This is a genomic window from Hyalangium gracile, from assembly GCF_020103725.1.
Lineage (GTDB): Bacteria > Myxococcota > Myxococcia > Myxococcales > Myxococcaceae > Hyalangium > Hyalangium gracile.
Window position 1 is genome coordinate 131,571 of sequence record NZ_JAHXBG010000017.1, and the last position, 24,543, is coordinate 156,113.

At 67.7% G+C, this 24,543-nt stretch carries 14 protein-coding genes; 7 read left to right on the forward strand and 7 right to left on the reverse strand.

Going from position 1 to position 24,543, the window contains the following annotated elements:
* The first annotated feature begins 33 nt into the window (after positions 1 to 33).
* The 4 genes from KY572_RS30440 to KY572_RS30455 all read left to right on the forward strand — a co-directional run bounded on the left by KY572_RS30440 (position 34) and on the right by KY572_RS30455 (position 14,353).
* Positions 34 to 7,320, forward strand: a complete 7,287-nt coding sequence (locus tag KY572_RS30440) for a HAMP domain-containing protein (RefSeq protein ID WP_456077672.1) — start codon at positions 34 to 36, stop codon at positions 7,318 to 7,320.
* Positions 7,321 to 7,421: 101 nt separating this feature from the next.
* On the forward strand, positions 7,422 to 9,410 hold the full coding sequence (locus KY572_RS30445) for a hybrid sensor histidine kinase/response regulator (protein ID WP_224246917.1): 1,989 nt from the start codon (positions 7,422 to 7,424) through the stop codon (positions 9,408 to 9,410).
* Between the two features lie 48 nt (positions 9,411 to 9,458).
* Entirely contained in the window at positions 9,459 to 12,401 is a 2,943-nt protein-coding gene (locus KY572_RS30450) for a hybrid sensor histidine kinase/response regulator (RefSeq protein WP_224246926.1), read from the forward strand.
* Between the two features lie 440 nt (positions 12,402 to 12,841).
* Positions 12,842 to 14,353 (forward strand): ABC transporter substrate-binding protein, encoded by a 1,512-nt coding sequence (locus KY572_RS30455; protein ID WP_224246928.1) that lies wholly within the window; start codon positions 12,842 to 12,844, stop codon positions 14,351 to 14,353.
* 277 nt (positions 14,354 to 14,630) lie between these two features.
* Here KY572_RS30455 and KY572_RS30460 read toward each other — a convergent pair whose 3' ends face one another.
* Positions 14,631 to 15,131 carry a hypothetical protein gene (locus KY572_RS30460; RefSeq protein WP_224246930.1) on the reverse strand — a complete coding sequence of 167 codons (501 nt, stop codon included), beginning with the start codon at positions 15,129 to 15,131 and terminating at the stop codon, positions 14,631 to 14,633.
* 1,311 nt (positions 15,132 to 16,442) lie between these two features.
* Between KY572_RS30460 and KY572_RS30465 the strand changes: the two genes are divergently transcribed.
* The gene (locus tag KY572_RS30465) at positions 16,443 to 17,231 is read left to right on the forward strand and encodes a hypothetical protein (protein ID WP_224246932.1); all 789 of its coding nucleotides are present in this window, start codon (positions 16,443 to 16,445) and stop codon (positions 17,229 to 17,231) included.
* Between the two features lie 53 nt (positions 17,232 to 17,284).
* On the opposite strand, the gene KY572_RS30470 is transcribed toward KY572_RS30465, so the two are convergent.
* The 5 genes from KY572_RS30470 to KY572_RS30490 all read right to left on the reverse strand — a co-directional run bounded on the left by KY572_RS30470 (position 17,285) and on the right by KY572_RS30490 (position 21,054).
* Complete coding sequence (locus KY572_RS30470; protein WP_224246935.1) at positions 17,285 to 17,929, reverse strand: choice-of-anchor A family protein; 645 nt, start codon at positions 17,927 to 17,929, stop codon at positions 17,285 to 17,287.
* Positions 17,930 to 17,940: 11 nt separating this feature from the next.
* Positions 17,941 to 18,114, reverse strand: coding sequence for a collagen-binding domain-containing protein (locus KY572_RS30475; protein WP_224246937.1), 174 nt, complete (start codon positions 18,112 to 18,114; stop codon positions 17,941 to 17,943).
* Between the two features lie 88 nt (positions 18,115 to 18,202).
* Entirely contained in the window at positions 18,203 to 19,294 is a 1,092-nt protein-coding gene (locus KY572_RS30480) for a hypothetical protein (RefSeq protein WP_224246946.1), read from the reverse strand.
* A 209-nt stretch (positions 19,295 to 19,503) separates the two neighbouring features.
* The gene (gene yedA / locus KY572_RS30485) at positions 19,504 to 20,439 is read right to left on the reverse strand and encodes a drug/metabolite exporter YedA (RefSeq protein WP_224246948.1); all 936 of its coding nucleotides are present in this window, start codon (positions 20,437 to 20,439) and stop codon (positions 19,504 to 19,506) included.
* 138 nt (positions 20,440 to 20,577) lie between these two features.
* Positions 20,578 to 21,054 carry an aromatic-ring-hydroxylating dioxygenase subunit beta gene (locus KY572_RS30490; protein WP_224246956.1) on the reverse strand — a complete coding sequence of 159 codons (477 nt, stop codon included), beginning with the start codon at positions 21,052 to 21,054 and terminating at the stop codon, positions 20,578 to 20,580.
* A 213-nt stretch (positions 21,055 to 21,267) separates the two neighbouring features.
* On the opposite strand from KY572_RS30490, the gene hrcA reads away from it, so the two are divergent.
* Together hrcA and KY572_RS30500 are read left to right on the forward strand one after the other, a co-directional pair.
* Positions 21,268 to 22,305: a heat-inducible transcriptional repressor HrcA gene (gene hrcA, locus KY572_RS30495; RefSeq protein WP_224246964.1), complete on the forward strand. Its 1,038-nt coding sequence runs from the start codon at positions 21,268 to 21,270 to the stop codon at positions 22,303 to 22,305.
* 53 nt (positions 22,306 to 22,358) lie between these two features.
* Positions 22,359 to 23,528, forward strand: coding sequence for an MBL fold metallo-hydrolase (locus tag KY572_RS30500; protein WP_224246966.1), 1,170 nt, complete (start codon positions 22,359 to 22,361; stop codon positions 23,526 to 23,528).
* Positions 23,529 to 23,530: 2 nt separating this feature from the next.
* Here the strand turns inward: KY572_RS30500 and KY572_RS30505 are convergent, their stop codons facing one another.
* A complete protein-coding gene (locus tag KY572_RS30505) occupies positions 23,531 to 24,529 on the reverse strand; it encodes a lipid kinase (protein ID WP_224246968.1) in 999 nt (332 codons plus the stop codon).
* Positions 24,530 to 24,543: the final 14 nt, after the last annotated feature.

The window sequence follows — 24,543 nt, forward strand, 5'->3', positions numbered from 1 at the left end:
CGCGTGGAGCGGGTGGTGGGCCGCGAGGGCCGGATGGGCGAGCGCGTGACGCTCGGGGACGTGCGCGGTGGCTGGGCCACCAGCGTCAACTCCATCAACGCGCTGATCGGCGACCTGGTGCTGCCGACGACGGAAGTCGCCCGCGTGCTGGTGGCGGTGGCCGAGGGTGACCTCACCCAGAAGATGGCCCTCGAGATCGACGGCCAGTCCGTGAAGGGCGAGTTCCTGCGCATCGGCACCACCGTGAACACGATGGTGGATCAGCTCCGCGCGTTCGCCTCGGAAGTGACCCGCGTCGCCAAGGAAGTGGGCAGCGACGGCAAGCTGGGCGGTCAGGCCGAGGTGAAGGGCGTTGCCGGGACGTGGAAGGACCTCACCGACAACGTGAACATCATGGCGTCCAACCTGACGGCTCAGGTGCGGAACATCGCCGAGGTGTCCACGGCGGTGGCCAAGGGCGACCTGTCCAAGAAGATCACCGTGGACGCCAAGGGCGAGGTGCTCCAGCTCAAGGACACCATCAACACGATGGTGGACCAGCTCAACAGCTTCGCCGCCGAGGTGACGCGCGTCGCCAAGGAAGTGGGCAGCGACGGCAAGCTGGGCGGTCAGGCCGAGGTGCGCGGAGTCGCGGGTACGTGGAAGGACCTCACGGACAACGTGAACTTCATGGCCTCCAACCTCACCACCCAGGTGCGAAACATCGCCGAGGTGTCCACGGCGGTGGCCAAGGGTGACCTGTCCAAGAAGATCACCGTGGACGCCAAGGGCGAGGTGCTGGAGCTGAAGAACACCATCAACACGATGGTGGACCAGCTCAACAGCTTCGCCGCCGAGGTGACCCGCGTCGCCAAGGAGGTGGGCACCGAGGGCAAGCTGGGTGGCCAGGCCGACGTGAAGGGCGTGTCCGGCACGTGGAAGGACCTAACGGACAACGTGAACTTCATGGCCTCCAACCTCACCACCCAGGTGCGCGGCATCGTCAAGGTGGTGACGGCCGTCGCCAACGGTGACCTGAGCCAGAAGCTGCAGGTGCCGTCGCAGGGTGAGATCGCCGCGCTCGGCGCGACGCTCAACAACATGACGGACACCCTCAACGTCTTCGCCCAGCAGGTGACCAGCGTCGCCCGCACGGTGGGCGTGGAGGGCAAGCTGGGCGCCCAGGCGCAGGTGCCCGGCGCCGCCGGCACGTGGAAGGACCTCACGGACAACGTGAACCTGATGGCGAACAACCTCACCGCCCAGGTGCGAAACATCGCCGAGGTGACGACGTCCGTCGCGAAGGGCGACCTGTCCAAGAAGATCACCGTGGACGTGAAGGGCGAGGTGCTCGAGCTGAAGAACACCATCAACACGATGGTGGACCAGCTGAACTCGTTCGCCGCCGAGGTGACGCGCGTCGCCAAGGAAGTGGGTACGGACGGCAAGCTGGGCGGTCAGGCCGAGGTGAAGGGCGTTGCCGGCACGTGGAAGGACCTCACCGACAACGTGAACTTCATGGCCTCCAACCTCACCACGCAGGTGCGCAACATCGCCCTGGTGACGACGGCGGTCGCGAAGGGTGACCTGTCCAAGAAGATCTCCGTCGACGCTCGCGGCGAGGTGCTGGAGCTGAAGAACACCATCAACACGATGGTGGACCAGCTGAACAGCTTCGCCGCCGAGGTGACCCGCGTTGCCCGCGAGGTGGGTACGCACGGCAAGCTGGGCGGTCAGGCCGAGGTGAAGGGCGTCGCCGGGACGTGGAAGGACCTCACCGACAACGTGAACATCATGGCCTCCAACCTCACCACGCAGGTGCGAGGCATCGCCAAGGTGGTGACCGCGGTCGCCAACGGCGACCTGACCCAGCGCCTGAAGGTGGACGCCAAGGGCGAGGTGGCCGAGCTGGCCGACACCATCAACGCGATGACGGAGACGCTCTCCATCTTCGCGCAGCAGGTGACCGACGTCGCCCGTACCGTGGGCGTGGAAGGCAAGCTGGGCGCCCAGGCCGTGGTGCCGGGCGTCGCGGGCACGTGGAAGGACCTCACGAACAACGTGAACCTGCTCGCCAACAACCTGACCGATCAGGTTCGTAACATCGCCGAGGTGACGACGGCCGTCGCCCGGGGCGACCTGTCCCGCAAGATCACCGTGGACGCCAAGGGCGAGGTGATGGAGCTGAAGAACACCATCAACACGATGGTGGACCAGCTCCGCGCGTTCGCTTCCGAAGTGACCCGCGTCGCCAAGGAAGTGGGTACGGAGGGCAAGCTGGGTGGCCAGGCCGTCGTGCCCGGTGTGTCCGGTGTGTGGAAGGACCTCACCGACAACGTGAACTTCATGGCCTCCAACCTGACGACTCAGGTGCGAGGCATCGTCAAGGTCGTGACGGCTGTCGCCAATGGTGACCTGAGCCAGAAGCTCATCGTGGAGGCGAAGGGCGAGATCGCCGCGCTCGCGGACACCATCAACGCGATGACGCAGACCCTGTCCATCTTCGCCCAGCAGGTGACGGACGTCGCCCGCACGGTGGGTGTGGAGGGCAAGCTGGGCGCCCAGGCCGAGGTGCCGGGCGTCGCCGGGACGTGGAAGGACCTCACCAACAACGTGAACCTGCTCGCCAACAACCTCACGGCGCAGGTGCGAAACATCGCCGAGGTCTCCACGGCGGTGGCCAATGGTGACCTGTCCAAGAAGATCACCGTGGACGCCAAGGGCGAGGTGCTCCAGCTCAAGGACACCATCAACACGATGGTGGACCAGCTGCGCGCCTTCGCCTCGGAAGTCACGCGCGTCGCCAAGGAAGTCGGTACCGAGGGCAAGCTGGGCGGACAGGCCGAGGTGAAGGGCGTGTCCGGCGTCTGGAAGGACCTCACGGACAACGTGAACGCCCTCACCGGCAACCTGACCGACCAGGTGCGAAACATCGCCAAGGTGACCACGGCGGTGGCCAACGGCGACCTGTCCCAGAAGATCACCGTCAGCGTGAAGGGCGAGGTGCTCGAGCTGAAGAACACCATCAACACGATGGTGGATCAGCTGCGCGCCTTCGCCTCGGAGGTGACGCGCGTCGCCAAGGAGGTGGGCACCGAGGGCAAGCTGGGTGGTCAGGCCGACGTGAAGGGTGTGTCGGGTGTGTGGAAGGACCTCACGGACAACGTGAACGTCCTCGCCGGCAACCTGACCGACCAGGTGCGAAACATCGCCAAGGTGACCACGGCGGTCGCCAATGGTGACCTGTCGCAGAAGATCTCCGTCGAGGCCCGCGGTGAGATTCTCGAGCTGAAGAACACCATCAACACGATGGTGGATCAGCTGCGCGCCTTCGCCTCGGAGGTGACGCGCGTCGCCAAGGAGGTGGGGACGGAAGGAAAGCTGGGCGGCCAGGCCGAGGTGCCGGGCGTCGCCGGCACGTGGAAGAACCTCACGGACAACGTGAACTCCATGGCCTCCAACCTCACCGCCCAGGTGCGAAACATCGCCCTGGTGACGACGGCGGTCGCCAACGGTGATTTGTCCAAGAAGATCACCGTGGACGTGAAGGGCGAAATCCTGGAGCTGAAGAACACCATCAACACGATGGTGGACCAGCTGAACTCGTTCGCCTCGGAAGTGACGCGTGTCGCCAAGGAAGTGGGGACGGAAGGAAAGCTGGGCGGCCAGGCCGAGGTGCGTGGCGTGTCCGGCACCTGGAAGGACCTCACGGACAACGTGAACTCCATGGCCCGCAACCTCACCACCCAGGTGCGAGGCATCGTCCGCGTGGTGACGGCCGTCGCCAACGGCGACCTGAAGCAGAAGCTCGTCGTGGACGCCAAGGGCGAGGTGGCCGCGCTCGCGGAGACCATCAACAACATGACCGACACGCTGGGCACCTTCGCCGAGCAGGTCTCCACGGTGGCCCGCGAGGTGGGCGTCGAGGGGAAGCTGGGCGGTCAGGCCCGTGTGCCCGGTGTCGCCGGCACGTGGAAGGACCTCACCGACAACGTGAACTTCATGGCCTCCAACCTCACCACGCAGGTGCGCGGCATCGTCAAGGTGGTGACGGCCGTCGCCAATGGTGACCTGGGCCAGAAGCTGGTGGTGGACGCCAAGGGCGAGGTGGCCGCGCTGGCCGAGACCATCAACAGCATGACGGACACGCTGGGCACCTTCGCCGAGCAGGTGACGACGGTGGCCCGCGAGGTGGGTATCGAAGGAAAGCTGGGTGGTCAGGCCCGCGTGCCCGGCGCGCGCGGCACGTGGCGGCAGCTCACGGACAACGTGAACCAGCTGGCCGGCACGCTGACCTCGCAGCTGCGCGCCATCTCGGACGTGGCCACCGCGGTGACCAAGGGCGACCTGACCCGCAGCATCACCGTCAGCGCCGAGGGCGAAGTGGCCGCGCTGAAGGACAACATCAACCAGATGATCTTCAACCTGCGTGAGACCACGCAGAAGAACCAGGAGCAGGACTGGCTCAAGACGAACCTGGCGAAGTTCAGCGGCATGATGCAGGGCCAGAAGAACCTGGAGGCCGTCAGCCGCCTCATCATGAGCGAGCTGACGCCGCTGGTCGGCGCCCACCACGGCGCCTTCTTCCTCGCGGACCAGGAAGGCAACATGCCGGTGCTCAAGCTCACCAGCACCTACGCCTACCGTGAGCGCAAGAACATCTCCAACCGCTTCCGCCTGGGTGAGAGCCTGGTCGGGCAGTGCGCCCTGGAGAAGAAGACCATCCTGCTCACCAAGGTGCCGCCGGACTACATCGCCATCTCCTCCGGCCTGGGTGAGTCCACCCCGCTCAACATCATCGTCCTGCCCGTCCTCTTCGAGGGCGAGGTGAAGGCGATCATCGAGCTGGCCAGCTTCCACCCGTTCAGCGCCATCCATCAGATCTTCCTGGATCAGCTCACCGAGAGCATCGGCGTGGTCCTGAACATGATCATGGCCAACATGCGCACCGAGGAGCTGCTGCAGCAGTCGCAGAGCCTCACGCAGGAGCTGCAGAGCCAGTCCAAGGAGCTCACCCAGCAGCAGGAGGAGCTCAAGCGCACCAACACCGAGCTGGAGGCGCAGGCGCTCGAGCTGGAGGAGAAGGCCAAGCAGCTCGAGGAGCAGAACACCCGCGTCGAGGAGAAGAACCGCGAGGTGGAGCTGGCCCGCGCCAGCCTGGAGGAGAAGGCCGAGCAGCTCACCATCATCTCCAAGTACAAGAGCGAGTTCCTGGCCAACATGAGCCACGAGCTGCGCACCCCGCTCAACTCGCTGCTCATCCTCGCCAAGCTGCTGTCGGACAACAAGGACGGCAACCTCAGCACCAAGCAGGTGGAGTACGCCAACACCATCTACGCCAGCGGCGGCGATCTGCTCACCCTCATCAACGAGATCCTCGACCTGTCCAAGGTGGAGGCCGGCAAGATGCAGGTGGAGCCTCGGGACATCCTCCTGAGCGAGCTCAACCAGTTCGTCGATCGCTCCTTCCGCCCGGTGGCCGAGCAGAAGAACCTCTCGTTCACCGTGGAGCTGGCGCCCAACACGCCGCGCTCCATCCGCACCGACCCGCAGCGGCTGCAGCAGATCCTCAAGAACCTGCTGTCCAACGCGTTCAAGTTCACGGACACCGGCAGCGTGAGGATGGTGGTCAAGCCCGCCGAGAAGAACGTGCGCCTGGAGCACGAGGTGCTGCGCAAGGCCAGGCGCGTCATCGCCTTCGCCGTCATCGACACCGGCATCGGCATCCCCAAGGACAAGCAGAAGCTCATTTTCGAGGCCTTCCAGCAGGCGGACGGCTCCACCGCCCGCAAGTACGGGGGCACCGGCCTGGGCCTGTCCATCTCGCGCGAGATCGCCAAGCTGCTGGGTGGAGAGATCCACGTGGAGAGCGAGCCCGGCAAGGGCAGCACCTTCACGCTGTACATGCCGCCCGAGTACGTGGGGCCCGACGATGAGGGCGTGGCGCCGTCCTCTCCGCCCGCGCCTCCGCTGCCGCTGCCTCCGGCCCCGACGCCGGTCCGCGCGGCGACGGAGCCGGCTCCCGCGCCTCAGCAGATCCTCACGCCGCCCCCCGTGGCGGAGAACGGACACGTGCTGGACGCGGCCCTGCCGCCGCCCTCGCCGGATCCGCTGCTGGCGCCGCTCATGGTGGAGGACGACCGGGAGCACATCCGCGAGGGAGACCGCGTCCTGCTCATCATCGAGGATGACCTGAAGTTCGCCCGCATCATGGCGCAGATGGCGCGCGAGAAGGGCTTCAAGGTCCTGGTGGCCAGCCGCGGCGACAGCGGCCTGTCCATGGCCAACGAGTACCTGCCCCACGCCATCACCCTGGACATCCAGCTGCCGGTGGTGGACGGCTGGAGCGTGCTGGAGCGCCTCAAGCGCAACCCGCGCACGCGCCACATCCCCGTCCACGTCATCAGCGTGATGGACAAGCACCTGGGCAACACCCAGGGCGCCTTCGGCTACCTCACCAAGCCGGTGAGCAAGGAGGGCCTGGAGCACGTCTTCGGTCAGCTCGCCCGCTTCCTGGAGCGCAAGGAGCGCCGGCTGCTGCTCGTCGAGGACGACGACGTGCAGCGCGACAGCCTGCACAAGCTGCTGGGCGAGGGGGACGACGTGAAGGTGACGGCCGTGCCCACCGGACAGGACGCCCTGAGCGCGCTGGACAAGGGCGAGTTCGACTGCCTCGTCATCGACCTGCTGCTGCCGGACATGGACGGCACCAAGCTGGTGGAGGAGGTGAAGACCCAGCCGCGCTTCCGGGACCTGCCCATCGTCGTCTACACCGGCAAGGAGCTCACGGCGAAGGACGAGGCCCGCCTCAAGCGCTACACCGGCAGCGTCATCCTCAAGAGCGGGCCCAAGAGTCCGGACCAGCTTCTGGGCGACACCGCGCTCTTCCTCCACCGGCTGGACCAGCACCTCACGCCGCGCGCCCGCCAGGCGCTGGCGCAGCGCGACGGCGGCCACGACGCGGACCTGGCCGGCAAGAAGGTCCTCGTCGTGGATGACGACATGCGCAACATCTTCGCGCTCACCAGCGTCCTGGAGAACCACGGCCTCCAGGTCTCCTTCGCCGAGAACGGCCGCGCGGCCATCGATGCCCTCAGGAAGCAGCCCGACGTGGACGTGGTGCTGATGGACATCATGATGCCGGAGATGGACGGCTACGAGACCATGCGAGCGATTCGCCAGGATCTCCAGCTTTCCAGGCTTCCCATCATCGCCGTCACCGCGAAGGCGCTGAAGGACGACCGGGAGAAGTGCATGGCCGCTGGCGCGAGCGACTACCTGCCCAAGCCGGTGGACACCGACAAACTCATCGAACTCATCCGTTTGTGGGTGAACGCCTGAGTTGGATAGCGCACGACTCGTGCCCTTCCGGGCTTCTGTCCGGAAGGGCGCGGGCCTAGCTTTCCGAAGGCGCCACACCCCCGGGGCCACGTTTGCTCAGCATGATTCCCATCGAATCCTCCACCGATCGCGTTCCCGAGAGCGCGCCGCGCCAACGGGCCAGCATCCTGATGGTGGATGACCACCCCTCCAACCTCCTGGCGCTCGAGGCCATCCTCGAGCCGCTGGGGCAGGAACTCATCAAGGCCACCAGCGGCGAGGAGGCCCTCAAGTTTCTCCTGCAGCGCGACGTCGCCGTCATCCTCATGGACGTGCAGATGCCGGGGATGGACGGCTTCCAGACGGCGGCCTTCATCAAGCAGCGCGAGCGCACGCGCACCATCCCCATCATCTTCCTCACCGCGCTCAGCCGGGACGCGGCCCACATCTTCAAGGGCTACGCGCACGGCGCGGTGGACTACCTGCTCAAGCCGTTCGATCCGGAGATCCTCCGCTCCAAGGTCAGCGTCTTCGTGGACCTGTTCCTCAAGGAGCAGCAGCTCCAGCGGCAGGCGGCGCTCTTGCGCCAGAAGGAGCGCGAGGCGCTGGAGCGCCAGAGCGAGCTGCGCTACCGGCGGCTGCTGGACGCACTGCCCGCGGCGATGTGGGCGGCGCGCGCGGATGGGACGATGTACTACGCCAACCAGGTGTGGCAGGCGTACACCGGGCGACAGGGGGGAGAGCTCTCCCTGGAGCTCTTCCTGGAGGATGTGCACCCCACGGAGCGCGAGGAGATGCGGCGCGTGTGGGAGGAGGCGGTGCGGCAGGGGGTGCAGTCGGAGCGCGAGTTCCGCATGCGGCGCCATGATGGGACGTGGCGCTGGCACCTGGCGCGCGCGGTGCCGGAGAAGGACGAGCACGGGCGGCTGGTGGGCATCATCGCCGTGGCCACGGACATCGACGACAAGAAGCGCACGGAGGATGCGCTGGCGCGCTTCAAGGCCACGCTGGACGCCACGCTCGACTGCGTCCTCATGTTCGAGCCCGAGGGGCTCACGCTCACCTACGCCAACGCCGGCGCGGCCCGGCAGCTGGACACGACGGTGGAGGAGCTGCTGGGCAGCAGCGTGCTGGGGGTGGAGGCCGGCGTGGACGAGGTGGGCTTCCGCCAGCTGCTCGCGCCGCTGGTGAGCGGGACGCTCCCAAGCCAGACGTATACCACCACCCACCGGCGCCGGAATGGGACGGAGGTTCCGGTGGAGGTGGTGCTCCAGTACGTCGCGGCGGGCGGAGGACAGGGGCGCTTCGTCTCCGTGGCGCGCGACGTCACCGAGCGCCAGCGCGCCGAGGCCGCGCTGCGGATGGCCAACGAGGCCAAGGATGCCTTCCTCGCCGCGGCCAGCCATGAGCTGCGCACGCCGCTGGCGGCGGCCAAGGGCCACGCCCACCTGGCGATGCTCAAGCTGGGCGGGCAGACGGACAACGGGCCCGGCAAGTCGCTGACGATCATCAACCGGCAGATCGATCGGATGACGAAGCTGGTGGAGGAGCTGCTGGACATCAGCCGCCTGCAGGCCGGGCGCCTGTCGCTGGAGGTGGAGCGCTTCGATCTGGCCGGGCTGGTGCGCGAGACGTGCGAGCGCATGACGGTGCTCTCGCAGGCCCACCCGCTGCGGGTGGACGCGCCCGAGAAGCTCGAGGGGCTGTGGGATCGCGGACGGCTGGATCAGGTGCTCACCAACCTGGTGTCCAACGCCATCCGCTACTCGCCGGAGGGCGGCGAGGTGAAGGTGCGGGTGGTGGAGGAGGACACGGGGGTGCACCTGACGATCCAGGACCAGGGCGTGGGCATCCCTCCGGAGAAGCAGGGGCTCATCTTCGAGCGGTTCGGGCGCGCGCACGGCTCCCGGTACGGAGGCCTGGGGCTGGGGCTGACGATCAGCCAGGGCATCGTGGAGCAGCACGGTGGGCGCATCTGGGTGGAGTCCCGCGGCGTTCCCGGTGAGGGCTCCACCTTCCACGTGTGGCTGCCGCGCGAGGTGGCGCAGGCGAGCGCCGCCGCCGCCGCCACGACCCATTCCACGCCGCAACCCCAGGTGTCGGCGGGCTGAGCCACGGTGGAGCACGGGAAGTCCCCTGTCTCCAGGGGTCCGAGTGAGATGCACTCGCGCGTGGGCGCGCATGACTGGGCGTCCACCCCGCTGGGCCGGGTCGAGTCCTGGCAGCCCAGCCTGGCGGTGCTCGTCAAGACGCTGCTCGCCTCGCGCTACCCCATGGTGCTCACCTGGGGGCCTCGGCTCATCCAGATCTACAACGACGCGTACTCCCGGCTCATTGGAGACAAGCACCCGTCCGCGCTCGGCGAGGACATCCGCGTCACGCTGGCCGAGGCCTGGGACACGCTGGGGCCGCTCATCCAGGAGGTGATGGCCACCGGCCGCGCCAACTGGATCCCCGCGCTGCTGCTCCTGCTGGAGCGCAACGGCTACCGCGAGGAGTCCTACTTCAGCGTCTCGCACGCTCCGGCGGAGGACGACGCGGGCGCCATCGCCGGCATGCTCGCGGTGTGCAGCGAGGTGACGGAGCAGGTGCTGGGCGAGCGGCGGCTGCGGCTGCTGAGGGACTTGTCCTCCAAGGCCAGCGAGATGCGCACCATGGCGCGGACGTGCCAGGACGTGGCGGCGACCGTCTCCGAGCACCCGCTGGATGTGCCCTTCGCGCTGCTCTACCTGCGCGCCGCGGATGGACGGACGCTGAAGCTCAGCGGCGTGGTGGGCCTGGAGGCGGGCGGGGCGGCGAGCCCGGCCTCCGTCTCGCTGGCGGAGGAGGGTGGTGCGTGGCCGCTGGCGCGGGCCGCCGCGGGCGAGACGGTGCGGGTGGACGACGTGACGCGCCACCTGGCGGTGAAGGGCGGGCCGTGGGGAGACGCGGTCCGCTCGGCGCTGGTGATGCCGATTGCCTCCTCGGAGCAGTCGGCGCCGCTCGGCGTGCTGGTGGCGGGGCTCAGCCCCAACCGGGCGCTGGATGAGGGGTACGCCTCCTTCTATGCGCTGCTGGGGAGCCAGGTGTCCGTGGCGCTGCGCAACGCTCAGGCCTACGAGGAAGAGCGGCGCCGGGCCGAGGTGCTCGCGGAATTGGACCGCGCCAAGACGGCCTTCTTCAGCAACGTCTCCCACGAGTTCCGCACGCCCCTCACGCTGATGCTGGGGCCGCTGGAGGATCTGCTCGCCACGGACCGCCTGCCCCCCCAGGCGCGGGAGGAGCTGCGGCTCGTCCACCGCAACGCCATGCGGCTGCTGCGGCTGGTGAACACGCTGCTGGACTTCAGCCGCCTGGAGGCGGGCCGGCTCGAGGCGAGCTTCGAGCCGACGGACCTGGCCACCTTCACCACCGAGCTGGCCAGCAGCTTCGACTCGGCGGTGGAGCGCGCGGGGCTGACGCTGATGCTGGACTGCCCTCCGCTCCCGGCGCCCACGTACGTGGACCGGGAGATGTGGGAGAAGATCGTCCTCAACCTGCTGTCCAACGCGCTCAAGTTCACCTTCGAGGGCGGCATCCACGTGCGGCTGCGCGAGCAGGCCGGGCAGGCCGTCCTGGAAGTCTCGGACACCGGGACGGGGATTCCCCAGGCGGACCTGCCGCACCTCTTCGAGCGCTTCTACCGGGTGCGGGGAGCGAAGAGCCGCACGCACGAGGGAACGGGCATCGGGCTCTCGCTCGTGCGGGAGCTGGTGCGGATGCACGGTGGCGAGGTGCGGGTGGAGAGTCAGCAGGGGCGTGGCACCACCTTCACCGTGTCCATTCCGCAGGGCGTGGCCCACCTGGAGGCCGAGCGGATCCGCGCTCCCCGACTGCTGTCCTCCACGGCGAGCGGCGTGGCGCCCTTCCTGGAGGAGGCCGCGCGCTGGGGAGGCAGCGAGGCAGGGGACGCGGGTGGACGGGAGGAGCGCTCGGCTCCCACGGGGCGCATCATCCTGGCCGACGACAACGCCGACATGCGTGACTACGTCCGGCGCGTCCTCTCTTCCTCGTTCGAAATCGAGGCGTTCCCGGACGGGCAGGCGGCGCTGGAGGCGGCCCTGGCCCACCCGCCGGACCTGGTGCTCACCGACGTGATGATGCCGGGCCTGGATGGCTTCGCGCTGCTCCGGGCGCTGCGGGAGGATCCGCGCACGCGCGGGCTGCCAGTGGTGATGCTGTCCGCCCGCGCCGGTGAGGAGGCCGCCATCGAGGGCCTGGAGGCGGGCGCGGATGACTACCTGGTGAAGCCCTTCAGCGCCCGGGAGCTTCGGGCGCGCGTGCGCTCCAACGTGGAGCTGGCGCGCATGCGCCGGGAGCTGAGCCGCCAGGAAGGGCTCGCGGTGAGCCTGCGCGAGGCCATCCAGGCCCGGGACGAGTTCCTGTCCGTCGCCAGCCACGAGCTGAAGACGCCCCTGGCGGCCTTCCGGCTGCAGCTGGACCTCATCGAGCGCCAGCTCCCGCCCGAGTCTCGTGCGCTCCTGAGCCAGCGGCTCGGCATCGCCGCCCGGCAGGTGCAGCGGCTGCACGGCCTGGTGGAGACGCTGCTGGATGTCTCGCAGATCTCCATGGGGCGGCTGAGCCTCCGGCTCGAGGACGTGGACCTGTCCGGCCTGGTGAGGGAGACGGTCGAGCGGATGCGCGAGGAGCTGGAGCGCGCGGGCTCTCCGGTGACGCTGGAGACGCAGGGTCCGCTGGTGGGCCGGTACGATCGGCTGCGCATCGAGCAGCTGGTGACGAACCTGCTCTCCAATGCGGCCCGCTACGGCGAGCAGAAGCCCGTCGAGGTGCAGGTCCGCGAAGTAGGAGGCAGCGCGGTGCTCACGGTGAAGGACCAGGGCATCGGCATTGCTCCCGAGGACCGGAGCCGCATCTTCGAGCGGTTCGAGCGGGCCGTCTCCGTCCGGAAGTACGGGGGCTTCGGGCTGGGGCTGTGGATCGCGCGCCAGGTGGTGGAGGCGCACGGCGGCCGCATCCAGGTGGACAGCACCCCGGGGCAGGGCTCGGCCTTCACCGTGGAGCTGCCACACCGTGGCGGTGACGGACGCACGGCCTGTATCCGGCGAGGGGGTGGTGCTGGATAGCAGCGGGTTCGCGCTCTGCACGGAGCCGGTGCAGCAGTCCTCGCCGAGGGTGGCGTTCGATGGGACGAACTACGTGGCGGCCTGGGCGGGCTACCGGTGGGACTCGTCCTGGGCTGTGTACGCCACTCAGGTGACGAGCAAGGGCTCTGTCGTCACGCCGAACGGCTTCTCGGTTGTCTACAACGCTCGGCAGACGGCCAGCGGTCCTTCGTCGTCGTGTCGCGCTACGACTCGGAGCCGAACCAGGACAGCCCGGCGCGTCCGCGGCACCCTTCTAGCTCAAGCACCTGGACTGCAGGCTGTCGTCCAGCGTGACCGAGAGCACGCTGGACGTGCACGGAAAGAGGGAATTGAAGTGTCCCAGGAAATGTCAGACATGTCCGGTATGAATTCCTCTACGTGACGCCACTCAGGGCGTCGCCGAAAGGGTGCATTTGCAAATGCATAAGTCATTGCTGTCTCTCGGGCTTTTGATCGGCATGACAGGGGGCGGCTGCGCGGGTTTCGACGAGGCCGAGGCGCTGGACTCCTCCATGTCGGCGGACACGACCTCCCAGGTCACCCGAGCCCTGAGCACCCATGTCACCGGCACCAGTCCGATCACCTTCGTTGCCATGTCGGGGAACGAGACGACGCCGTACGATCAATCGGCCACGTCGGTGGTGGCGTACACGCGGGACTCAACCACTGGGGAGTTCACGGCCTACCCGGGCACGGGCTCGGCGGACGGCACCATCTCCGTGCCGAGCGTCCCCTCCGGGCGCATCTATCTGAAGCTGGGCTCGCGCTACCTGGTGAGCACCGGACGCTCGTTCGATCTGGGCTCTACGGAGTGGGGCCGAGATGGCGCCTTCGCCTCGCTGTCCACACCCGTGACGGTGTCCGCCACCGGCCTGTCCCCCTGGCAGTCGGGGGACTACCTGGACATGTATTCGCTGAACCCCGGCGCGTTCGGCTACATCGACTCCAACGCGACGGGGTTCCCCCAGGCGGGCGCTACGTCGCTCTCGGGGATGAGCTTCGATTACGCCAACATGCTCAATCCGGTGCTGCTCGACAGCAGCCGCGGGGATCTGTTCTCACTGGCGCAGATGCGGCTGCAGACGAGCCCGAATGGGGTGCCCTACCGCGCCATGCACAAGGTGCTCCTCACGAGCATGACCCAAGTCGACGGCCAGCCCGTCACCGTCAGCGGCACCTTCACCCAGCCCGTCGCGACGGGTACCTTCGGGGTGGACTGGAGGCGCTCGGCCTTCGAGGCGATGCGCACCCAGGTGAACCCAAGCGCGGTCAGCACGTACAACGAGATCTGGATGTCCGCCCGGCCGGCCGCGCTGAGCTCGGCGCTCGCATCCATCAGCGGCCCGCCGCTGCTCGTGAAGCTCAATCCTGACGCGCAGCGGACCGACATCGTCACGGGGAACATGGCGTACAACAACCCGCTCCCGGCGACGTGGCAGAAGGTGGCGCTCGTCGCCGCGGGCTTTACGAAGAGCTACGCGCTGGGGACCGCGACGCCCTACACCATGAGCGTGGACATCCGCGTGGATCAGGAGGCGAGCGCGTTCGCGGCCGCGCCTGTGCAGCCGCTCATCGGGCCGGTGCAAGCGCCCCTGGTGAACACGCGGGGCGCGTTCCAGAACCTCACGGGCGTGGGGACTGACGCCTCCCTGCGCTGGTCCAAGCCGCTGGTCGGCACGGCCACGAACTACGTGGTGAACATCTACCGGCTGGGCGTGAGCAATGGCCGCACCACCGTCACGCGAGTGGCGGCGCTGCACACGGATCTCCAAAGCGTGTATCTGCCCCCAGACGTGCTGCAGGCGGGCCAGACGTACTTCGCGGAGATCCAGAGCTGGTACCAGCCCGGTTCGGACCTGGCGACGAGCCCGTACATGCGCTCGCTGCCTCGAGGCCGCGCCAGCGTGCTCACCGGCACGTTCAGCCCGTAGGCGCTGAAGTTCCAGGAAGGGAGCGAAGCCCGCTTCCTCCCTTCCTGCAGGCCCAGCGGGACAGGGTCCATCAACGCCAGGACCATTGAGGCGCCCCGTGGGCGTGGCAGCGCGTTCTAGAGGCAGTGGGAGCAGCCAGCGCGGTGCTCCCCGGGCGCGCTCTCTTGCCCGGTTTCCGCACTGCCAAGCTGCGGGCGCGCGCCACCGGGCCGAGCTGGAGCCGTCCGCCGCGCGCACCATCGGGCCGAGCTGGGATTGTGCGGGCGTTTCCCGTGCCCTACCGCTTCGATTTCGCGGGCGGCTGGATGCCGTATTGTGCTGCCTCGCGTCGGGCGTGCTCGATCCCGTCAAGCATCTGTTGGCGCGAAGGGCGATCCTTGCGTCGCCTCAAGACCCTGCGCCTTGTGTCCGCCAACATCTCAAAAGCGTCTCGGGTTTGCTCCGGGAAGTTGTGCAAGGACTGCACATAGATCGTCGAGATCTGGTAGCGGCTCCAGAGATTCGGGAAGCCCAGCCGTTTGAGCCTGCGTAGCCACTGGCCAAAATCTTTCCATGGGCGATCCATCCTGAATGCCGCGTTCAATGCGTCCTCTGCCGTCAGGCGCTTGAGGTGCAGGCGTTCGCCAGGAGTTCGCGCCTCTCGTGCAAACTGTCGCTCTAGATCCTTGAGCGCGGCCACGTAGGCGTCAAAAGGCACTTCTGCGAAGATCATTCCGAGGGTGAGCCACTGGCGTTCCTCGGCAACCTTGTTCCACCATTCCCAACGAAGGCGGGCCACGGCTAGAAGCCTCCGAGACATTCAAAGTCGTTGACCTCTTTGGGCCAGTAGCCCAGCCCCATGCACTGGTCGTAGCAGGACGCGCAGATGGTGCGGCCATGCTGCCCGCGCTTCTCGTACTCGCCTCCGAGTGCGATGCACTGATTCCAATACTCGCGGCATTGCTGATCCCTCTTCCGTCTGTCGGGAGGGGCTGCATCCGTGGGGGGCGGGTACGGATCCGTAGTGGGGGGCGGGGGCGGGTACGGATTCGGATCCGTCCGGGGCGCTTGCTTGGGTGCCCGAGTGGGTGCCTTCCCAGGGTCTATAGCCCCGCAGCGTTCGAACTCGCCCGGGTGCTGTTTAAGGCAGCAGGAAACGGTGCTGTCAAACGGGCCGCAGGCAGCCTGCGCGATGGAATCCGTGCGCTGCGCGGTTTCCTGCCCGTATGCGGCAGCCCCATCCGCAGAGCCCGATCCGCCGGTGCCCTGATGGGCAGCTTGCGTCGAACTACAGCCCACACCGGCTAACAGGCTGGCGCAGATCAGGAGCGCACAGCTCAGGCGCCAAGAGTTGGCGTGATGGGTCATGGGGCCTCCGGGCACAGCCCGAGTGATCGGAGTTATCGCAAGTTCCCGGGACAGATTGCGCACACACCAATACGTCAGACGAGATTTTAGCACCTAACAAGTCCCATGCCATCCCAGCCTATGACCTACGAAGTCCTCTGGCACGCACCGACTTGGAAAGTTCATGCTCGCAGAGGGCGGGTAGTTGAATAGGACTTGGAGAGTCCTACGGTATGTCCCCCGTGCCGAGGTGGACCTGTACGCGGCGCCCGAACTGGAGCTGTCCGACGCGCGCGCCCTGAGCCGAGCTGGAGCCGTCCGCCGCGCGCTCCGGGCCGAGCTGGAGCTGTCCGACGTGCGCGCGTGCCAAGGGGCCGAGCTGTTACGGAGAAAGTCCCGCTGAAGTTCCGTTGTCAGCCCCGTATCAGCGCCGCGCCCGCGACACGGCCAACGATTCCGCCGCGCCGCACGGCGGTTGATCCGCTCGCGCGCATTGGCCCTTGGTTGCCCGTCTGCACGCTTCCCGATCTGCTGTCACGTTTCGCCTGTGGCCTAGACACCCGCCGTTGCCATGTGTCACTTCTGCCCGGGTCGTCGTGGGCTGTTCGGTGAGTTGAAAGGGCGGGTTAGCGAGGCGGGCGGGGGCGAGCGCCCTCCGTTGTTTCAATGGCGGTGGTCTTCACCTCTCACAACACCGGCGACGGAGCACCAGGGGGCGGCCGGCCAAGGAAAGCAATCCGCCTGATGGGCACCGCTGCGACGAATGCACTGGCTCCAGGGGCGTGACAAGCTGCCGGATCGAACCCTCCCGACCAGGGGCTCGACCATGGGTGACTGGAATACGCTTCACGTCTTCGATGACCGGAGGTTCCACGAGGAGACCGTGCCCAGGCTGCGAGGGCGGAAAGGGAGCCTCGAGGAGCACTACACGAGGTATCTGAGAACGTGCCCGCGTGGTGAGTGCGACCTGGGAATCGCGGAGATCATCGAGATCTCCCGTCAATTCAGCGAGGACTTCACGAGCCACCCTGGGTACTCCACCGACACCGGACAGGGCGGGGAAAGGAACTTCATCGGCTCCCAGCCCTGGGAATACCACTACAGGCGATTCTTCGAGTTCATCGTCTTTGCTGAATGCGCGAGCTTCTACCCGTACTTCAGGATGGGGAAGCTCTTCTTCAGAGGGGCGGTGGACGTGAGACCGGGGGCCACCGCCGTGGGTGGCCTCCTGGCCCGTGTCGTGGATGGCTACCGCGACAACCCATGGACCTGGGATGGCGATGGCATCCGAGGTTGGCTGAGTGCCACGGAGGCCAAGGTGCTGAACGACGCGGACAGCATCATCCCCACGGAGAGCGAGTATGCGAGATACGTGGAGGAGTTCAGGCGGTTCCTGGACGTCGTGACGAAGAACGACCTGGGACTGCTCTCCGCCGTCAATCTCGCGGAAGCGCGGCTGAGCGGCAGTCCGTCCCCCATCGACAATGAGAAGCTCTGGAAGGGGGTAGAGCTGGAGGAGCTGATGGGTCGCGAGCCGCCGAAGCTCGCTTGACCCATCCCTCCCACCGCACCGCCGAGAAGGAAGACGGTGAGGACTCCACCAGCTCAGTGGCAGACGGCGCGCTCCGCCAGCACGTTCAGGTGGCCCGCGGCATCTCCCGTCAGCGACACGGCATAGAGCCCCCTTTCGAAGCTCCCGTTGCTGAAGCTGACCCGGGCGTAAGGGGCGAGCACCGTGCCCTGGAAGCTGTAGCCAGAGGCGGTGATCGAGGCGGCATCCACGAAGTTGTAGAGGATGTCCCGCGACTGGATGCCCCCGCTGAGCGTGGTGCCGAAGCCGGTGAAGGTGGCCGCGGCCCCGCGGATGTTGACGACGGCCAGCGAGCCGGCTGGCGGGTTGATGGACAGGAGCGCGGCCCCCGTGAAGGCACTGGCCTTCACCTCGAACGTGTTCGTCTGGGAATCCGTGCCGCGCAGCATCACGCCGCCCCAGGGCGCGCGCCTCGTGGAGCCATTGGCCGGCACCCGCGAGAGCCAGGCGGACTGCGCGCGCAGCGCGGTGAAGCGGGCCTGGAAGTCGATGGGCTTGCCCTGGGACACACCGCTGCCCGCTGGGAAGGAGACGGTGCTGTCCGTGCTGACGTTGTCTCCGTGGACGGCGCTCCCCCCGACGGCGCCGCGCGCGAGGGGCAGGGTCCGGCCCGCGATCAGCGCCGGGGAGAGCGAGCCGCTCGGCACGGCCTGACCCACCGCGAAGTCCGTCAGGTGATGTCTCCTCCCGCGGCCACTCTGCCCTCCACGTGGTGGCCTCCCGCGTAGTCGCCGAGCAGAAAGAGGTTGTGCTCGCTCAGACGCACCGGGATGCAGCTGGGATCCGCGGTCCACAGGGCCGCTCTCGGCCGATAGTCGCTCCCCTCCATGAGCGAGTAGCCCACCACCTGCCCCGCTGGAGAATGCTTCCGAGGTCGGCAGCGTCGAGCCGACGGCTCGGGTGGTACTACCCGGGAGCAGCAGTCCTCGCACCTAGTTCATGGCATGGATTTCCGTGAACCGCTCTGAATCCAGCACGACTTTGTTCTCATGGGTCACCAGATCATAGACACCGGTGATGGGATGGCCCGTGCTGTCTTCCGCGAGATAGTAGACGCGATTGTCGTTCGTCGAAATGGAGGTGACGTTATAGCCTGACAGGATGAAGACAGGATTGGGCTCACCGCGCTTGACGACAGTCACCTTGCTGAGCTCGCGCACGATGAAATAATCACCGGTCTTGTACAGCACGGAATTCGAGCCGCAGCTTAAGCACTCGGGAGTGCCGGGACTGAATCCGTATTCATTGACAAGTGTGATGTCGCCGTGAACGTCAACTGCACCCAGATAATAAAGGCTGTGGTCGCTCCCCAGTCCCTGAGTAAGCACCACGGCTCCGTTCTCACTGCGTACGCGCTCATGGTTCAGCGCGAAGGGGGCGCTTTCCGTGCGCTCACCGGTAGCCATGTCGATCACCCTGTTGGGCTGGCAATCATCAATCAGCGCGTGGGTGGCATCCAGAGCCACCATGCCCGGACCGTTGCAGCCCATGACATTGTAGCGCACGCCGTTGACCGTATTGAGAATCTGGTGAACGGAGTTGTCACTGATGATGGCGAAGTTACCAGACATGCTGTTCACGAGCGGCCGGGTGAGCGTGGTTTGTATTGTCTCCAACGTCAAGGTCGCCTTTCTGAGCACTTTGCTGGTGACAAATGCAACATCGCCGTTGTCGTTCTCCCCAATGAAGTGCCCGATGTCTGCTGGGAGTTCGCCGGAAGTATTGTCGGGCTTCACGTAGAAGGTCCGGAGGTCATCCGTTCCCGTGGCACGAGTGGTGACGATCACCCCCCAGGAGATGGGATGGGCACTCACCACTTCAATCCCTTCGAGGACGGGAGTGACATTGCTATTCGCTTCAATCTTGAAGAGGTTTGATTCCGGAGCCTTTGAACTCCCGGAGTCGAGGCCCTTACGGAGAAGGGCCTTTGCACCCGAGAGGTTGAAGTCAGGGGCGGAGCCTTCATCACCGCAGGCGATGGCAGCCGCAGAGAGGACAATCAGTGAGGCAAGAGTCTTTTTCATGGGTCTAAACATCGTCAAGTCGCAGGTTGACAGCTTCTTCTGGGGGGCATGGGAGCCTGATCCCTGAAGAGGGGCTGAGCCTAGGCCGAGCGCCGAAGGCGGGACTTGAATGAAACGCAGATTCCAGCTTCGGACGGGGGAGCTTCGCGCTGGAGCCGGATGCGCGCCGCCCCCGCCCGTCGCCACGCTCTGACGCCCTTCCCGCGCGCTCAGGGGGCGGTGTTTCCCTGCGCCGCCACGACGGGCTCCCGGACAGGCGGCGCGGAGGCCTTGCGGGTGATGAGCATCACCGCCACGAGGATGGCCCCCATCGCAACGATGGCATAGGGGCCCGGCGTCTCGCCGCCCAGCGCCACGCCGAGCAGCACCGCCACCACCGGGTTCACGTAGGCGTAGCTGGTGGCGATGGCCGGCCGCGCGTTGCGCAGCAGGTAGCCATACGCGCTGAACGCGATGAGCGAGCCGAAGGCCACCAGGTAGACGAACGCCAGCAGGGCCCGGGTGTCCGGCAGGGCGCTCATGCGCTCGCCCACGGAGAGGCTCACCACCAGCAGGACGACCCCGGAGCACAGCATCTGCGTGGCGGTGGCCATCAGCCCCTTGGGCATCGACGGGCTGCGCCGGCCCCAGATGGAGCCAAACGCCCAGCTCACCGGCGCCAGCAGCAGCGCGAGCACCGCGCCCCAGTGCTCGCCCAGCTCGCCCCCCTTGTTGAGCAGGACGATGCCGAAGAAGCCCAGCGCCAGCCCCCAGCGCTCGGCCCGGCCGGGCCACTGCCCGTCATACAGCCCGCCGAAGAGCGTGGCCCACAGCGGCATGCTGCCCACCACCAGCGCCGCGACGCCCGAGGGCACCCACTGCTGCGCGAACGCCACGCACCCGTTGCCCACGGCCAGCAGCAGCACCCCGGTGAACGCGCCGGCACGCCACTGGGGCCAGGTGGGCGCGGGCGTGCCTCTCAGGCGCAGCACCGCGTAGAGGATCGCCCCCGCCAGTGTGAAGCGCACCGCGCCCAGCATCAGCGGTGGGAAGCCGCCCTGGAGCGTCCACCGGATGCCCAGGTACGTGGACCCCCAGATGACGTACAGCGCGAAGAGGCAGAAGACGATCCAGCCCTTCCGGGGATCCGCGGGGGAGGACTCCACGGGGAGAGCAGCCAGAGAGGGAGCGGTCGAGGACAAGGCGCCGCACTTGTAACCCGGCGATTCCCAGCGTGCGATGTGCGCGCCTGTGCCAGGGGGCAGTTGCCCGCGTTCGTGACCGGTACAGTTCGCGCCCCGCTCTCAGAGGGGGTACACCTTCAGCCCCGAGAGCCGGCACATCTCGTAGATGACGTCCATGCGCTCGAAGAGCGGCATCGGCTCCAGCAGCACCCGAGCCTCCAGCCGCCCCATGCTCAGCAGGTCCACCTCGCCCTCCTCCACCGTGTGGTACACGGCGTAGTTGGCTCGTACCGAGGTACGCCCCCCACGCGGCGCCTCCACCTGGACGTTGGTATAGAGATGGCGGCAGGCGTAGGGAACGGTAGCGTGAGAGCGCAGCAGGGTGGTGACGCACTCCTCGAGCTGGTTCCGGGAGGTGCAGTGCATCAGCGCCACCGGGACGTTCTGGACCAGGTTCTCCCGAGGGATGAGCCGGTACTGCCCCGCGTCCGTGAAGCAGCGCGGCCAGTGCTCCAGCGGCCCGTCGTCCAGGCACGTGGCGTAGCGGTACAGCAGGGACTCGGCGGCGTGGCGGACCTCGAGGGTGTCGTCGTACATGCGGTGCTACATCTCAAGCCACCTCGCCCCTCCGCTTCAATCGGGGAGATCACGGAAAAGTGGGGCGCAAGAACCGCCCCCTCTTGACGGGCGTCTGGATGGCTGCCAGCCGAGCCGGGATTGAACCGCTCCAGAGACCTCCTTAAACTTTGAGGTGTCCTTCATAAGCGAGGTACTGGGAGGACTGCGCGGCGGTCTGGAGCGTGATCAGGGATGTCGGAAGAGCTAGGCGAGCGAGAGAAAGAAGTCCTGCGAGCGGTCGTGCAGGAGTACATCACCACCGGGGGTCCGGTGGGCAGCCACCACCTCAGCCGTAAGCCTGAGTTCGATGTCTCCTCGGCTACCCTGCGCAACGTGCTGGCGGACCTGGAGGAGCTGGGCTTCCTGGAGAAGCCACACACCTCCGCGGGCCGCGTGCCCACCGACCGGGGCTACCGCTTCTACGTGGACACGCTGGTGCGGCTGAAGGAGCCGGCGCCCAAGGACCGCGAGCTGATCCACGCCGGGCTCGTCCAGGAGACCAGCCTCCAGGAAGCGCTCGGTGAGGCCAGCCGCATCCTCCACTCGCTCACCCGGCATGCCAGCGTGGTGCTCACGCCGCGCCCGGAGGCGGCGGTGTTCCACCGCGTGGAGTTCGTCCGGCTGCGCGAGGACCGCGTGCTGGCCGTGCTGGTGGGGCTCAACGGCCAGGTGCAGAACAAGATCCTGATGGTGGACTTCCCCGTCACCTCGGACGAGCTGCTCAAGGCGTCCAACTACCTCTCGGAGCTGCTGCGCGAGGTGCCCCTGGAGGAGGCCCGCGAGCGCATCCGCCAGGAGATGGACCAGGAGCAGGCGCTCTACAACGCGCTGACGGCCAAGGCGCTCAAGCTGGGCGCGGCGGCCACGGACCTGCAGACGCCCGAGGCCGAGCGCGTGCGCATCGAGGGCACCGGCTCCTTCCTGGAGCAGCCCGAGTTCGCCGACGTGGAGCGCATGCGCGCCCTCTTCAAGACGCTGGACGAGAAGCACAAGCTGCTGCTGCTGCTCGACCGCGTCCAGCGCGCCCGGGAGATGCAGATCTTCATCGGCGCCGAGAGCGAGTTCTCCGCCGCCGGCGAGCTGACCGTCATCGCCAGCCCGTACGGCAGCCGGGAGCAGGTGCTCGGCTCGGTGGGCGTCATCGGGCCCACGCGCATGAACTACCAGCGCGTCATCCCCCTGGTGAACTTCACCGCCCAGGTGCTCTCGCGGGTGCTGGAGCAGAGCTGACGGGCTGCCCACACGCCTCGTCCGTGTAGGATGCGGCCACGCATGAGGCACGGATGAAGAGCACGAAGCGGCGCGGCGTTCTGGGACGTGTGGCCCGGTGGACCGGGGTGCTGCTGGTCCTCGCCCTCATCGGCACGGCCGCCGATGCCTGGACGGCGCTCGGCCGCGGCGCCGAGGGCGAGCGCCGCGCGCGGATGAAGGGCTCACCGCAGTGGAAGGACGGCCACTTCGAGAACCCGCAGCCGCTCATGAATGACTTGTGGGGCTCCCTGGTGGCCCTGAAGGATGCCAGCCCCGACGTGAGCCCCCGCGAGCCGATGCCCACGGTGGCCGGCGATGCCCAGCGGTTCGGGACTCCTCCCAGCTCGGGCCTGCGCGTCACCTGGTTCGGGCACTCGTCGGTGCTGGTGGAGATCGACGGCCACCGCGTCCTCACGGATCCGGCGTGGAGCGAGCGCGTCTCGCCCCTGAGCTGGATTGGCCCGCGGCGCTGGTACTCCCCGCTCGTCGCGCTGGGGGAGCTGCCGTCGATCGACGCCGTCGTCATCTCCCACGACCACTATGATCACCTCGACCACGGGACGATCGCGGCGATGAAGGACTGGAACACCACCTTCATCGTGCCGCTGGGGATTGGCGCGCACCTGGCCTCCTGGGGCGTGCCCGAGGCGCGCATCGTCGAGCTGGACTGGTGGGAGCGGACCCGAGTGGGCGGGCTGGAGATCGTCTGCACGCCCGCGCGCCATGCCTCGGGGCGGTTCCTGACGGACAAGGATGGGACGCTGTGGGCCGGCTACGCGCTCATCGGCCCCAGGCACCGGGCGTACTACTCGGGTGACACGGGCCTGTTCCCGGCGATGAAGGACATCGGCGAGAAGCTGGGGCCCTTCGACGTGACGATGATCGAGGTGGGCCAGTACCACCGCGCCTGGCCCGACTGGCACATCGGTCCCGAGCAGGCGGTGCGGGCCCACCAGATGGTCCGGGGCCGGGTGCTGCTGCCGGTGCACTGGGGGCTGTTCACCCTCGCCATGCATGGCTGGACCGAGCCCATCGAGCGCGTGCTTGCGGCGGCCAGCAGCGCGGGCCAGAGCATCATCGCCCCCAAGCCCGGGCAGAGCGTCGAGCCGAGCGCGCCGCCCGCCGTCGAGCGGTGGTGGCCGGAGGTGCCCTGGCAGACGGCGGCGCAGCACCCCATCGTCTCCACCCAGGTGGAGCCGTAGGCTCAGTGCGTCGTGGGCTCTGGCGGCGCCGGGGCGTAGACGCGCAGCGCGGAGGGCACCAGCTCGAAGAGCATCGGCGTGCGGCCGATGAGCTCTCCGTCCGCGTTCACCTCCTCGACGGGCTCCGTCTCCACGTACAGCCGGGAGGTCCGCAGGTAGGTGACGGCCGGGTGCTCCACGTGGTCCCCGCGCCGCAGGGACATGGCCACGCGCGCCAGCGTCGCGAGATCCTCGATCTGTCCCAGGCCCGTGCCCTCCCGGCCCGACTCCGCGGAGGGCGCGGTGATGGCGTACACGTGCAGCCGGCGATCATCCAGCGCCGCGTCCGGAGCCACGACGTTGCCCGCGCCGTGGTAGCGCCCGTTGCCCACCACGAGCTGCAGCGCATCCAGCTCGAGCGACTGCGAGTCCGCCTTCATCCTCACGCGGAACGGCTGGTGCTCCCAGAGCTGGGAGACGGCGGCCACCGGGTAGGCGAGCTTGCCGATGCGCTGCTTGATGCGCTTGGTCAGCCGCTTGGCGATGGCCGTGGCCAGGCCCATGCTGGCCGCGTTGAGGAAGGGCTTGCCGTTGGCCAGCCCCACGTCCACGCGCGCCGTGTAGCCCTGGGCGATGACGTCGCAGGCGGCCTCCAGCGAGGGCGGGATGCCCAGCGAGCGCGCGAAGTCGTTGCCCGTGCCCATGGGCAGCACGCCCAGGGACACGTTCCGGCCGAGCAGGTGGGACACCGCGCCGCTCACCGTGCCGTCTCCGCCGCCCACGAGGATGCGCCGCACCCCGTGCTCCACGGCTTCGTTCAGCAGGCGCGGCAGCCAGTCGGGGTTGGTGAGCGCATGGCTGCCGAGCAGCGGCACGCCTCGGGCGGCGAGCGCCTCCCGGGCCAGCTGGAAGGCTTCCTTCCCCGAGCGGGACTTCGTGTTCACCACCAGCATCGCGGGCCCCTCATCGAGGGTGCGGCGGCGCGGTGGCGCGATGAGCGCTGTTTCCAGTGGATCCTCCATGAACGAGACCCTGC

Coding starts and splice junctions, on each gene's coding strand:
- KY572_RS30440 (WP_456077672.1), top strand. CDS start 34: ATGGGCGAGCGCGTGACGCTCGGGGACGTGCGCGGTGGCTGGGCCACC.
- KY572_RS30445 (WP_224246917.1), top strand. CDS start 7,422: ATGATTCCCATCGAATCCTCCACCGATCGCGTTCCCGAGAGCGCGCCG.
- KY572_RS30450 (WP_224246926.1), top strand. CDS start 9,459: ATGCACTCGCGCGTGGGCGCGCATGACTGGGCGTCCACCCCGCTGGGC.
- KY572_RS30455 (WP_224246928.1), top strand. CDS start 12,842: ATGCATAAGTCATTGCTGTCTCTCGGGCTTTTGATCGGCATGACAGGG.
- KY572_RS30465 (WP_224246932.1), top strand. CDS start 16,443: ATGCACTGGCTCCAGGGGCGTGACAAGCTGCCGGATCGAACCCTCCCG.
- KY572_RS30480 (WP_224246946.1), bottom strand. CDS start 19,294: ATGAAAAAGACTCTTGCCTCACTGATTGTCCTCTCTGCGGCTGCCATC.
- KY572_RS30490 (WP_224246956.1), bottom strand. CDS start 21,054: ATGTACGACGACACCCTCGAGGTCCGCCACGCCGCCGAGTCCCTGCTG.
- hrcA (WP_224246964.1), top strand. CDS start 21,268: ATGTCGGAAGAGCTAGGCGAGCGAGAGAAAGAAGTCCTGCGAGCGGTC.
- KY572_RS30500 (WP_224246966.1), top strand. CDS start 22,359: ATGAAGAGCACGAAGCGGCGCGGCGTTCTGGGACGTGTGGCCCGGTGG.
- KY572_RS30505 (WP_224246968.1), bottom strand. CDS start 24,529: ATGGAGGATCCACTGGAAACAGCGCTCATCGCGCCACCGCGCCGCCGC.